Annotated in this window: 6 protein-coding genes; all 6 read right to left on the minus strand. The window is 69.5% G+C overall.

The window, feature by feature from the left end; genetic code table 11:
• Positions 1 to 48: 48 nt before the first annotated feature.
• The 6 genes from pglX to B5D80_RS00235 all read right to left on the minus strand — a co-directional run bounded on the left by pglX (position 49) and on the right by B5D80_RS00235 (position 13,388).
• On the minus strand, positions 49 to 3,564 hold the full coding sequence (gene pglX / locus B5D80_RS00210) for a BREX-2 system adenine-specific DNA-methyltransferase PglX (protein WP_088641676.1): 3,516 nt from the start codon (positions 3,562 to 3,564) through the stop codon (positions 49 to 51).
• Complete coding sequence (gene pglW, locus B5D80_RS00215) at positions 3,561 to 7,694, minus strand: BREX system serine/threonine kinase PglW (protein WP_088641677.1); 4,134 nt, start codon at positions 7,692 to 7,694, stop codon at positions 3,561 to 3,563. Before pglW ends, pglX begins: the two co-directional genes overlap by 4 nt.
• 204 nt (positions 7,695 to 7,898) lie before the next feature.
• Entirely contained in the window at positions 7,899 to 9,965 is a 2,067-nt protein-coding gene (locus B5D80_RS00220) for a DUF2075 domain-containing protein (RefSeq protein WP_088641678.1), read from the minus strand.
• Between the two features lie 107 nt (positions 9,966 to 10,072).
• A complete protein-coding gene (locus tag B5D80_RS00225) occupies positions 10,073 to 11,944 on the minus strand; it encodes a DUF2075 domain-containing protein (protein ID WP_245854124.1) in 1,872 nt (623 codons plus the stop codon).
• Positions 11,945 to 12,070: 126 nt separating this feature from the next.
• Positions 12,071 to 12,442, minus strand: coding sequence for a nucleotide pyrophosphohydrolase (locus B5D80_RS00230; protein ID WP_088641680.1), 372 nt, complete (start codon positions 12,440 to 12,442; stop codon positions 12,071 to 12,073).
• A 49-nt stretch (positions 12,443 to 12,491) separates the two neighbouring features.
• Positions 12,492 to 13,388 carry a hypothetical protein gene (locus B5D80_RS00235; protein WP_144081524.1) on the minus strand — a complete coding sequence of 299 codons (897 nt, stop codon included), beginning with the start codon at positions 13,386 to 13,388 and terminating at the stop codon, positions 12,492 to 12,494.
• Positions 13,389 to 13,390 lie beyond the last annotated feature (2 nt).

Below are 13,390 nucleotides of genomic sequence, written 5' to 3' on the forward strand. Positions count from 1 at the left end.
GGTCCGTACTCTCCTCGATGTCTCGTTCGTCGTGGGCAGCCAGCGGCCTCACGCCGACGCCATAGTTGCGGATGCGCCTCGCAGCGTTGTCAGCTCAGTGCGGTCCGCGCCGAGCTGCGACAGTTCGGCATCGACGAGGTCGGTGAAGAACTGAGCCGGCGAACCCGGGAAGTCGGGGCGCTCGCCGCTGTGCCACTGGTGCAGCCAGGGCTCCAGCTCGGCGATGCCGGCAAGCAACGGCAGCAGCTGTTCCGGCCGCCAGGCCGCCTGGAGCTTACGGTCCAGGTAAACGGTCGCCAGCGCCTGGGCCTGGGCGAGGTGGTCCCACCCGGCCCAGCCGAGCAGCTCCGTGCCGTCGTTGTTCCGGCCCGCCTTCGGGTACGAGATGAACCGCTCCTTCGGCACGTCGAGCTTGCCCCGCGCCCGCCAGTACGACGGCTTGGCGAAGTCGGCCGAGGTGTACTTCGGCGGCACGTCGATCTGCACGCTCTCGCCCGCATCCTCCAGCCGCTGCTGCGCCCAGGTGCGCTCCCACTGCATCCGCTTGCGCAGCCCCGACGGTTTGTAGCGGTAGATCGGGAGGTAGGGCACGTGCTCGTCGGCGACCAGCTTGGCGAGGGTCTTCGTCAGGTCGTAGTCGTCGCGGCCGACCCACAACTCCAGCACCGACCGGAAGTCGTCGTCGTGGCGCACCCGGTCGGCGAGCTGCGCGACCGACTGCGGCACCGGCCGGTCACCCCACAGCTCGGGAGCCTCCAACCGGTCGAGCAGCCAGTCCCGCAGGGCCTTGGCCTGCATGGCGTCCCAGCCCTCGGTGGCCCACCGCCGCTTGCACTCCGGCCGTTCGATCAACGCGATGTTGCGATCCGCCTCGATCACCTCGATCCGCCGCTGCACCAGCGCCCGGTAATCCTCCGACCAGTGCGCCGGCAGCTCGGTGATCGGCGTCGACCCGTGCCGCGCGAACCACTGCGTCTCCACCTCACCGGCCGCCATCCTCCGCGCCAGCACGATCTCGAACGCCCGCTCCCCCAGCGTGATCTCTGGTGGCTCCGCGCAGGTAAGGTCATCCTTGAGGAGCCCGTAGAGCCGGTAGACCTCCCAGTCCAACTCCTCCTGCACCGCGATCATCCGAGCCCGGGTCAGGTCGTAGTCGTGATGCGCCGAACGCAACCGCTCCCGGGTCGGCACCCCTCCCTCCGCGACCGCCGCCGGGCTCAGGCCGGCAAGCCGCTGCGCCAGCGAGTCGAGCACCCGCGCCCGCTCCACCGGGTACGCCTCCGGCAACGGAAACTCCTGCAGCTTCGTCCCGGTGAACTCGTAGAACCGCTCCCACTCCTGCGACTTGAAGCCTTCGTTCACGCCTTGGCTGCCCTTGTTATGGCTGACCTGCTTGAGCCAGAAGCAGGCGGTCGAACTGTTCAGCACTCCGAGCAGTCGCAGATGATCATCCCCCGTCGCCCCCTCCGGCAACTTGATCACCGGTGCGTGACGGTTGAAGATTTTCCCGCCACGGTCCAGCACGAAGTGGTTGTGCGTCGCAACGAAAACAAAGGCCAGCGAGAGTGGTGAGATAAGACGCGACGAATAGTTTTCAAGATGCTCGAACCACTTCTTGCCTTTTGCTTCCATCGTCTGCCCGAAGATAACCCGCGCCTTCAGTGTGGTGCGAACCCCCCAAAGATGGCGCACAACGGGGCTTTCCTCATCAACGACACATCGATGGACAACGTCCGAATAGGGCGAGCGGGCCGCCAGCGGCCCGTCGATCAAATAATCCCTGACGTGCTCACCTGTAACGAAAGTCTCTACAAAGTCCCCTTCGCCCAGCCTGCGGGCAGCGGACAAGTTCGGAAGGAGCCATGCATCGTCTTCGCCAAGCACCGTGGTTCTTCCAATGGACCCAATCGCGTCAGCCATCCGCGCTGTCGAGCCGAGTGCCTTCATCAACTGTTGAGCACCGCCCCCTGACAAACTCCAGGGATAAGATTCCAACTGCCATCGAGGGACATCTCCAACGCTGACCCAATTGGACTCTGAGCCATGCTGGTCGATTTGCCGCACAATCGACAACCACACAAGTCCGCAGGCAGGGTCATCGGGCTGCCCTGGCTCGCCCCGTACACCGAGCACGGTTCGTATCTTTTCGGATCGCCGTCGGTCCTTAGCTCTACCGATCAAGATGACTGTCGGCGTGCCGTGGCCAGGAATGTATGCGCCGGAAGTGTCGATGACCTCGCTCAACTCTACCTTATGCGCAAAGTAATCCTCAATCAGTTTCTTGCCGAATTCGCGCTTCATGAAGGCGTTACCCGTGATCTGGCCGACGTGACCCGCTCCCTCACCGTGCTCGTCGCCACGCCGGGCCAGGTCGAAGAAGCGCTTGGCGAACGGCACCGTCAGCGCGTACTGCCGATGGCAGACGTCGGGGTAGATGTCACGGTAGAGCTTGTTGCGGGCCGAGTCCGCTACCGTGATGTACGGCGGATTGCCGACCACCACCGTGTACTGCCCCTCGCGCAGGTAGTCGGCGAGCACGTCGGCGTCCTCGGTCACGTACGCGAAGGCGTCCCCGCCCTCCAGCTCTGCGATCAGGTCTCCCTGGTGCCGAGACTTCCGCCCCCACTGCAGCAGCGAGTCGCCGGTCGCCACCCGCACCGTCCAGGCCGGGGTACGTTCCAGTGAGGTCAGCCCGCACTCCTTCATCGCCGCCACCAGCAGCCGGAAGCGGGCGATGGCCACCGCGAACGGGTTGATGTCCACCCCGGTGACCTGCCCGAGCGCCCGCTCGACCAGCACCCGGATGTCCGTCGCCGGTTCCCGCTCCCGCCACTTGCGCACCAGCCGGTCGAACGCGCCGAGCAGGAAGTGCCCCGAGCCGCACGTCGGGTCGATGACGGAGGTGTCCGGCAGGCCGAATTCCTTCACCGCCGGCTCGAACGTCCGGTCGAGGATGAACTTCTCGACGAAATCCGGCGTCTGCAGCAGCGCGTACGTCTTCTTCGCGTGCGTCGACAGGTCCTGGTAGAGGTCGCCGAGGAAGCGGGTGTCGAGGTCGTCGACCCGCAGCGACACCAGACCCGGCCCGCGCCGGAAGAACTCCGACAGCCGCTCGGCCGCCTCGCCGGAGATGTCGAACCGCCACACCGGGTTGTGCTCGTCGAAGATCTTGCCGGTGGCCTTGAGCGTGCGCAGATAGTCGAACGCCTCGCGCAGCCACTCCCGGTCGTTGTGCCGGGGGTTGTCGATCAGGTGCTGCTGGCGGTGCTGCATCGCCCGCTCGGCCGGCGCGGCCGGCTCCGGGCCGCCGATCCACAGCGGCTCGACCAACGCGTTGTCCTCGCAGAAGCGCACGAAGACGCAGCCCAGCACCCACGCCACCGCCGCCTGGTCGAGGACGTCGTCCAACCAGGTCTCGAAGGTGCCCGCCGTACGCCGCGCCGTGGTCGCCTGCGCGTGTTCCTTGCGCAGCGACGACTCCAGCTCGGAGTCCCGGGCGACCTGCCCACGCAGGTCGTCGGTGAGGGTGGTGACCTGGGCCTGCAGGGCTCTGAGGGGGATCATCGGGGTGCGTTCCTCTTCTGCGGGGCGGGGGTGTCGCTCCACTGCTCGGGCAGCCACAGCGACTGGCTGGCCGGGGAGGTGAGCGGGAGTTGCCGGCCGTCGAGCAGCACCGGCTCGGTGCGGCGCACCGGCACCAGCAGCAGCCGGGCGGCGGGACGCGGTCGGGTCGGGTCGGCCAGTTCCTGGATCAGCCGGAGCTGCTGGTAGCGGGCCAGCGGCGCGGCCTCGGTGATCAGCACCGGCCGGTCGGTCTCGGCGAGCAGTCGCTCGATCACCGGCATCACCTCGTGTTGGAACAGCTCCACCAGGGATCGGAAATCGGCGTCGGTGGGGATGCCCGTGTCGGCGTCGACGATCGTCTGCCAGGGGAAGCCGAGCGTCCGCAACCGCTGCAGCATGATCGCGGTGACGTCGACCTCGGTGAGGTCGTACCGGTCGAGCAGCGCCCGGCGGGCCTGGGCGGGCCGGCGGATCGAGGTGAGCACCACCAGGAAACCGTGCCGGTCGATGACCTCGGTGAGCCGTCGGCTGGTACGCGCGGCGGCGTCGGGCTCCAGGAGCGGGCCGATCGTGCTCAACGAGCGGGTCCCGGTCACCGAGGAGGCGTGCGTGGGCGGGGCGTACCGCTCCCGCGCCCCGTCCCAGAACAGCGGGATCTGCCGCAGCAGGTGGTCGAGCTGCGGACGCGGCGGCAGTTGCTCGGCGCGGGGGAACCGGGCGCGCACTCTGGCGCGTACCGTCTCGGGGTCGAGTTTCTGGCCGACCAGCGCGCCCGCGGCGAGGCGCAGCGCACGCTCGGCGGGCATCCCCGCCGGGTAGAGCTGGCCCTGCGCGTTGACGGCGGCCTCGCCGCCGCTGCCGGCGGCGGCGAGCTGCAGCAGCCGGGCGTCGCTCAGCGGCGGCATGCCGGCCGGCGGCGGCTCCAGCGCCCGCAGCTCCTCCACCGCACGGGCTCGGGTGGGCAGCGGGTCCGCGCCGGCCAGGGCGGCGGCCCGGCGACCCAGCCGGGTCACATACCCGAGCAGGTCATCAGCCGTACGCTCGGTGCCCGGGTCGTCGGGCTCCCGGCCGATCAGCACCGTGTCGCTGCCGCGCAGCCGGTGCATCGCCAGCCGGGCGTCGCCGCCCCGGGCCAGCTCGGTCTCGACGGCGGCCCGGACCAGGCCGATCGCCTGCGCGGTGCGTTTCGGTTCGGCCGTGTAGGAGCCCCGCGCGGCGATCAGCGCCTCGGCGACCTCCTCGGCGGAGGCCACCCCACCGCGCCCGTCGAGCAGCGCGACGATCTCGTCGCGCACCAGGGCAAGGGCGGGGTTCGGCTGCCAGTCCCGGGCGACGATCCGCTTGAGCAGGCGGGAGACGTCCGGCTGGTGCTTGCCGGTCACCCGGGCCACGTCCGACTGGGACGGCCAGCGCAGGTGGTTGCCGTCGGCGTCGGCGGCCTGGCCGAGCAGCACCTGCACCGCCGTGCGGTGCCAGGCGACCCGGCCGGTGGCCCCGGGCAGCAGGGTGGCGCAGAGCGCCTCCACCCCCTGCGCGTAGGAGTGGACGGGAGCGACCGGTGTCGGCCCGGCGTCGAGCAGCTCGCGCAGCTCCCGGGTGCGGGCCAGGATCTCCTTGCGGGTGGCGTCCGGCACCCCCCGGGCCCGGGTCAGCGCCGACGGTTCGGCGGCCAGCAGCTCGCCCACCGTGGTGATGCCGAGCCGCTCCAGCGCCGACCGCGCCCGCGCGGTCAGCTCGGCCGCGTCCAACGGCGAGCTACGGCCCAGCGGAGCGAGCGTCCCGGTGTCGGTGGTGGCCACCGCCGGCTCCGGGATCTCCCGGAACACCGCCCGCCAGGCGTCGGTCATCTCGTCGAGGGTGTCGAACCGGTCGGCGGTGTCCCGGGCGAGGGCCTTGGCGAAGAACGCGACGAGCCGGTCGGCGACCGACTGGTCGAAGGCGGCCGGGTCGAGGGTGACCTCGTCGGGGACGGTCACCGGGTTCGCGCCGTCACCCCAGCGGGGCAGGGTGCCCGTCGCCATCTCGTACAGGGTCACGGCGGCGGCGAACCGCTCGGCGGCGGCGTCGAAACGCGGCCGGCCCGGCGTGCCGAGGAACGGGTCGAGATAGGCGGTGGTGCCGGCGGAAAGCTGGTCGGCGGGCACCCCCGCCAGCGAGAAGTCGAAAATGCACAGGTGCGGCTGCTTGTCCTTCGGGCGGGGCCGCGACGCCAGGTTGGCGGGCTTGATGTCGCGGTGCCACACCCCCTGCCCGTCGAGGAACGCGACGATCTCCAGCAGGTCCCGGCCGTAGCGTTCCAGCAGGTCCAACGCCAGCCGGCCGCCGCGCAGATCCTCGGCCAGGGTGTGCTCGCCGGCGCTCTCCAGCAGCAGGGCGGTGCGGTTGCCGATCGTGATCGGCCCCTGCACCAGGGCGGCCACCCGCGAGTCGCGCAGCTTGTCGACGGTGTGCGCCTCGGCGGCGAACCGGTCGGCGTACTGCTCGTCCCGGGCCACCTTCAGCACCAGTTTGTCGCCCCCCTCGGAGGGCCCCTGAACGACGGAGAGAGCGATGGCGGTGGCGCCGCTGCCGATGTTGCCCAGCACGATGAGGCCACCGTCGAGCACGTCGCCCCGGTGCGCCTGCAGCGGGTCGACCACCGGCTCGGGTTCTGGGGCGGTCAGCTCCTCCCAGACCAGGTCGAGCCAGGTGAGGAACTCACTGACCCGCTTCATCCGCTGCGCCGGGTCACCCCGGGTCGCGTCGTAGACGGCCGACACCAGCGCGTACGGCATGCCGTCGGCCACCGCGTCGAGGTGCAGTCCCCCGTCGGCGACCGCCGCGACCAACTCCTCGGCGGAGGCTGCCGGCTCGGCCCCGGCGAAGATCCGGTAGGCCAGCGCGCCGAGTGAGAAAATGTCGAGCTGGTGGCCCGGCAACTCCTCCAGGGTCGCCGCCTCCGGCGCCTGGTAGCGGCGGACCACGTCGTCGAAGAACAGTTCCAGGCTCGCCGGGTCGGTCGGGGAGCCGAGCGTGGTGACCCGGGTCCCGGGCAGCCGGCCGCCGGTCTGCCAGTCGGTCACGATCAGGCTCGGCCGGGCGCTGTCCGGGTCGCCGACGAAGACGGCACGGGGATTCAGCGAACGGTGCGACAGCCGGCGGGAGTGGGCATGGTCGACGATCTCGGCGAGATCCTGGACGAGCTGCAGCCGCTGGGCCAGTTGCAGCCGGCCGTCCCGCTCGGCGAGCCACTGGTCGAGGCGTACCCACCCGGGCCGGTGGTCGAAGACGACCGCCGGCCCCCACGGGTGCTCGACCAGGTCGAGGGCGCGGGCGATGCCCGGGTGGTGGATGCCCTGCAGCAGCCGGAACTCCCGCTCCGCGGCCAGCCTGATCCGCGGTACGTCCTCCTCGGCGGCCCGGCTGGTCAGATAGAACCTGACCCGGCGCAGCATTTCCGCGCCGACCGTGTGGTCGGCGAGGAAGTCCTGCCAGCCGAGCCCTTCGGCGAACGGCCGTTGGTGCAGCAGGAGCTGGTTGACCCGCCGGTCGGCGACCGAGGGGCGGATCCGCGCGCCCTTCACCAGCTCGACGATCTGCCGGCCCCGGACGGCGTCGACGTGGTGCCGGGCGTCGACCGGCTGGGCGAGCAGCATGTCCTTGAGACTGGGCAGCCTGGCGGCGGTGTTGCCGTCCAGGCCGTAGACGTGCTGGCGGCCGATGTCGTCCAACTCGCTGCGCAGGTCGCGGGCGTGCAGGAAGACCGCCGCCTGCACGTAGGGAACCCTCGCGCCGGGTGGGGCGTACTGCTGGATGACGCTGCGCAGCCGCTTCGCCTTCCGGTTGGCCAGGATCAGCGGGCTGTCGATCACCTGGACGCGGCCGTTGGGCTTGCGTCGCCGCCACTGCTGGCCGTCACCGGCGAGTCGCCCCTGCCAGTGCTTCAGCTCCAGCACGTAGAGGCCGCTGCGGGTGAGCACCAGCGCGTCGACCTCGTTGATCGAGCCGTCGGTGCCGACGAACTCCACATTGGCCCACACGTGAAAGGGTTCGGCGTCCGGCAGGTAGCCGGCCAGTTCCCGTAGGCCCTCCTGCTCGTGCTGGTAGGCGCTCGGATTGATCTGCTCCCAGCGCGGTGAACCCTCACGCATGCCGTGCCCTGCGCCCCCACGCGATCATCACTACCACTCCCGCATAACCCGACCGTCCAACAGTCCGGTGGACGGTACCTTCCCCTGCCATTGCTGCCCATAGGCCAGAGGTCAGGACACATCAACCGCATGACGGGAAGTGGTATTGACCGCGCCGATTCGGCTTCTCACCTGCGAATTCGTTTCGCCTGTGCGGTGGCCGGCTCAGTTCTGTGGTCGGGAATCCGACAGTCCATGCCGCCGGATTCCAGTGCCTCCCATAGACGGCGCGTCCGATGTGGATGCCCGCGGCGCCTCCGACCCCACTGCCTCCCGCCTGTTCCGCTCTGCGCCGGTGCGCTCCACTCCGGGCGCCACCACCCGTCCACGACGACGGGGTGCGGGAATCAGCCGGGACAGGAATTCCTGCGTCTCCGGATCCACCGAGTAAAGCAGGGTGCCGTACAACCCCCGGGTGAGCAACACCTTGTACGCGTTGCGGATCAGCTTGTCGGCATTCCGCGCCTTGACCCGCCCGTCCTTCGAAACCAGTTTGGGATCCCGGGACTCAGCCGGACGGGTGATGAACCGACCGCCGCGCACCACCAGGTCCGGCCCCAGAATCACTCCTGACCAGTGGTATTCGAAGCCCTGGGCGGTATAGACGCAGCCGATCTGGCGGAAGCCACCCGGATCCGTCGCCCAGTAGGAACTCGACGGGATGCCGGGTGGCGGATACTCCTCGAAGGCGTTCCACGGACGCGCCCACCCGTCGATGCGCACGTCCAAAGCCAGCCGGCCGCCCTGGGACTGCAACGTCCACGGCCAGCAGAACCCCGCCGAGATCCTGGCCGTCTCGCCCCGGTCGTTGCACGACCGGAGGATCGACTCCATCTCCTCAGGAGAACCGGCCAGCCCCAACCGGAAGCTCTCGTCCCCCGTCCACCGGTACGGGCCCGCGTCGTCCAACCCCAGCAGGCAGCGCACCCACCGCTCGTAGCGTGGGCTTCCACCGCACCGGAACTGGGCACCCAGGGTGACCAGGTCCACCTCCAGACCGAGACGCTCGGCCGTCTCCATGATCGCGGCGACGCTGCCGACCTCGTCCGACCGCACGATCTGGTGGTCGTCGAGGAGGAACACCGGCACTTTCGCTGCGTCGATCAACTCCTCCACCTGGGGGCGGGGGGACGACCCGCCCGCCGAGGCGTGTGTGCTGCCCGATCGTCTGCCCAGTGTCGTGTACTCCCGGATGCGGTGCGCCTCGTCGCAGATGAGCACGTCGAGGCCGTTCCGGCGGGAGTCGCTGAAATGCATGAAGTACTTGAAGAGCCGGTCCGACCGCCGAGCCGGGGTCAACGGTTGCTTGCGGGCGTAGAGCTGCAGGGTACGGGTGAACGCCTTCGAGCCGGTCGCGTGATTGACCTGTCGCCCCTGCCCCAGCAGGTCGGCGAAGAGATCGAGCGCGATGGCGCTCTTGCCGGTGCCCGGTCCACCGGAAACCACCACAACCCGCTTGCGCCGGCCCTCGTCGGCCCAGCGAACCGCCCGCATGACCAGTTCGTACGCCGCACGCTGCTCGTCCAGCAGGATGAAGTGCCCCCGGTTGCCCACCTCGTCCGACGCGAGCGCCAGCAGCCGTGGGCTCTGCCGTACCGGACTGGTCAGGAGCCGGTGGGCGGCCCGACCGTCCCGATGCTTGGCAAACCTATCTGCCAGGTAACTCGGGAAACGGTCGGCGCGGTCCGGCGTGTAGAGCATGTTGCGGAACGTCCGGGGCGACGGTCGATCGGGGATGCTACCGGCAGTGGCGTTGTGCAGATACGCCATGCCGTGCACCGCCTCCGGCCATTCCCGCAGCCGCTCGAGGTGGTCCACCAGATAGGAGCAGTAGGCCTCGACCTGCACCGAGGGGTGCAGGAGTGGTTTCGACGTCCACGACCCCCGCAGCAGGCAGCCCTCATCATCGTACCGTTCCGCCGCGCTCCACTGTTTCAACTCGAGCACCAGGTAGGCAGGGCGCAGGGTGATCGGCTCGGCCCCGGCCAGGATGACATCGACCCGGTGACTGCTGCGGGGAAGCTGGTACTCCACCAACGCGTCGAGGTGACCGAACCCCAGGGCGCAGAGGTGCCGGGCGAGTGCGGGCAGGCTCCTGCGCCACGACTCACGCTCGGGCTCCTGCACCGAGAACCCGGCGGCGACCAGATGCGCGCCGACCTCGTCGACCAGTCGCCCCGCGTCGGCCAGCTCCAGGATCCGGGCAGGTGTGGTCTGGTACGCCGACGCCACAAGGCCCCCCGGGCACGAGAATCTCGTGCGGTGGGGGCATGTCCCTCACGGGAAGCCCGTCGATCCGCTCAACCGACCGTCACCCTAGCGACACCCTGCGACCGCCGCTACCCGACATCCCGCGCGAAACGGACCTCCGGCGGGTGCTCGACCCGGACCAGCTCCCGCAGGTATTCGCGGGTCTCCGGGTCCGTCGCGTACAGCACCGTGCCGCGCATCCCCCGGGTGAGCAGCACCTTGTACGTGTTACGGATGAGCCGCTCCGCCTCCTCGTCGCTGACCGTCTTGCGGCTGCGGAACGCGGGATCCCTCGACTCCTCCCGCCGGGGCACCAGCCGACCGTCCCTGGCGACGAGGTCCGGGCCGATGATGACGCCCGACCAGTCGTACTCGAAGCCCTGCGCGGTGTAGACGCAGCCGACCTGGCCGATGCCGTTCGGGTCGGTGGCCCAGTAGGCGCTGCCCGGAGCGTCGCCGACGCTGCGGTCGCTCTTGACGTTCCACGGCCGGGCCCAGCCGCCGATCGTCACGTCCGGCACCAGGGTGCCGTCCGGTCGCGGATCACTCCACGGCCAGCAGTAACCGGCCGACATCCGGGCCGTGCCACCGTCGGCCTGCCGGTCGACGAGCCACCCCTCCAACTCCTGCGGCGAATCGACCACCCGCACGTCGAAGCGACCGTCGCCGGTCCACACCGTCGGCTCGCCGCCGTCGAGGCCGAGCAGGTCCAGGACCCACTGCTCGTACGCCTCGCTGCCGCCGCAGCGGAACTGGTCGTGCAGGGCGACGACGTCGACCTCCAGCCCCAGTTTCTCGGCGAACGCCGAAATTACCTCGACGTTGCCCAGTTCCCCGGGCTTGACCACCTGGTGCTCGTCGAGGAGGAAGACCGGCACCCGGGCGACGGAGACGAGTTCCTCCAACTGCGGGCGCGCCCGCTCCCGGCGGGCCTTCGTCGTGTACCGGTTCACCGAGGTCTCCCGCACCCGGTGCGCCTCGTCGCAGATCAGCACCTCGATGTCGTTGGTGCCGGCGTCCATGAAGCTGTTGAAGTACTTGAACAGGCTCTGCAGCCGGGTGGACCCCCGACCGGCGTAACGACGCAGGGTCTGCGTGAAGGACCGGGAACCGGTGGCGTGCAGCACCGACCGGTTCTGTCGGGCCAGTTCACCGAGCACCGACAGGGCGATGACGCTCTTGCCGCTGCCCGGTCCGCCGGCCACCACCACCGCCCGCTTGTGGTTCGCCGTCCGGGCCCGCTCCACCGCGTGCATGACCAACTCGTACGCGACGTGCTGCTCGTCGAGGAGGGTGAAGTGCGAGCGTTCCTTCAGCTCGGTCGCGGCGTGGGCGAGCAGGTGCCGGCTCGGGCGTACCGTGCTGGCGAGGAACCGGTCGGCGGCGTCCGCGCCCGAACTGGCGGCCAACCGGGCCCGCAGATAATCGAGCCACCGACCCCGACGCTGGCCGGTGAAGACACGGCTCTGCTCGGTGGCCGGTCGGTCGAGCAGATCACTCACGTCCCGGTCCACGGCGTTGTGCAGGTACGCGACCCCGCTCAACCGTCCCGGTTCTTGACCCACTACGCCGAGGAAGTCGCCGAGGTAGCGGCAGTAGTCGGCGACCTGGACACCGGGATGCAGCCGTGGGCCACGGGCGTGTTCGACGGCCACCAGGGTGTCGGAGTCCTCGTAGGCCGTGGCGTGGCTCCACTGCTTCAGCTCCACCACAAGGTAGGCGTCGTCCCCGGTGCGCGGGTCGGAACCCGCCAGCACCGCGTCCACCCGCCGGCTGGTCAACGGAAGCTGGTACTCCACCAGCACCTCGACCTGGGGCAGGCCCGCGTCGACGAGGTCCTGGGCCAGCACCGGAAGGCTGCGCGACCACGCCCGCTTCTCGGCGGGAGCCACCCCGTGGCCGCTGCTCCTGAGTCGTTCGGCCAGGACGTCGACCAATCCGCCCTCGGAGGCCAGACGCAACAGACCAGCAGCAGACGAACGGTAAGCCGACACAGTGAGCGCCTCCGGGCAGCACAGGATTGCCGGTGGCCCATCACACGGACCGTTTTCCGACCCCGGAACCCTACCCAGAAGATCGATCCGGGGCTACGTACGTTTGGCCGCAGAACCCCGTACCTCGTCGGCCGGATACCGGCGGGCGACCTCCACCAGCTTGTCATCCGCTGCGGCGAGCAGGTCGATCCCGAGCACATCGGCCAACCGGGTCAGATAGATCATGACGTCGCCGATCTCGGCCCGTACCCGACCGCCCCGCTCCGCGTCGGCCATCACCAGGGTCGCCTCGTCGGGAGTCAACCACTGCAGTTCCGCGAGCAGCTCACCCACCTCACCGGCCAGCGCCATCGCCAGATTCTTCGGTGTGTGGAACCGTTGCCACTCCCGGTCCTCGGCGAACCGCCGGAGTTGCGCGGTCAGTTCCACAACCGTCGCAGGACCGCGCCTGGGGGTTTCATCCATCACATCTCCCGACGTCGCCGTACGGCCTGGTTGTGGGCCGCCACGATGCTCACCGACCGGCGTTACCGCCGATGCCGGCCAGTGCCCGATCATGGGGCATCGAACCACCGTGGTCGCTATCCAACTCGTAGTCAAGTTTCCAACCGGAGCCCTGGTCAACAAGCGCGGCGTCTCCGAACCGGGCCCGGTGCGCAGCGAAATAGGGTGCCGACGCAGCATCGAACGCCGCGCAACTTCTGCCGTCCAACGCGCTCACCGGCTCGACGGCCGCTGTGCCGAACGCCCTCCCCGGTCGAATCCGACCCTCGGCATCGACGTAGATGTGCCCGTACTCGAAGAGCGCATCACAGCCGAGCAGGCATGCGGCCATGACATTGGCGTTGTCCAGCCTCTCGTGATAACTCGAGTCCGCCCGCCGCTTGATATGCGCCAGGACAACGAGGTGCCTCGACGCGTACCGTCCACAGAGGTCGCACCGGACAACGGCAGAATCACCGAACTTCAGCCGGCGTAGTCGACGCTGTTCCTTCCGTCGTATCACCAGGGAGTACACGTCGAGATCCTCACCACTGTCGACCCGGTCGGGCCCCTCCTCGTCATCACCAGGTTCCGCAGCATCTCCCTCGCCGGAGAAGAGCACCGCCAGCGGGACGGGGGATGCCTCGACCGGCACCCCGTTCGTGTTGGCGGACTTCCTCAGCGCACCCATCGCCGACTCACCCAGCATGTTCCCGGGGACATCCTCGACGATGTCGAGCACGCGCAACTGGACACGCTCGGGAAACGACTCCCCCTCGTCCGGCCACACCGGTGTGGAGTCCTGGTACAGCGGAGTGGTAATCCGGGTGACGACCAGACGGCGCAACCGACCGGCAAGGTAGGCAGACATGTCCGCCCTCGGGTTCGGCCCCCACCAGCCGAGGATCAACTGGTCACCGATCCGCATCG

It is taken from the genome of Micromonospora wenchangensis, from assembly GCF_002210435.1.
GTDB lineage: Bacteria > Actinomycetota > Actinomycetes > Mycobacteriales > Micromonosporaceae > Micromonospora > Micromonospora wenchangensis.

Coding starts and splice junctions, on each gene's coding strand:
- pglX (WP_088641676.1), bottom strand. CDS start 3,564: ATGATCCCCCTCAGAGCCCTGCAGGCCCAGGTCACCACCCTCACCGAC.
- B5D80_RS00230 (WP_088641680.1), bottom strand. CDS start 12,442: ATGGATGAAACCCCCAGGCGCGGTCCTGCGACGGTTGTGGAACTGACC.
- B5D80_RS00235 (WP_144081524.1), bottom strand. CDS start 13,388: ATGCGGATCGGTGACCAGTTGATCCTCGGCTGGTGGGGGCCGAACCCG.
- pglW (WP_088641677.1), bottom strand. CDS start 7,694: ATGCGTGAGGGTTCACCGCGCTGGGAGCAGATCAATCCGAGCGCCTAC.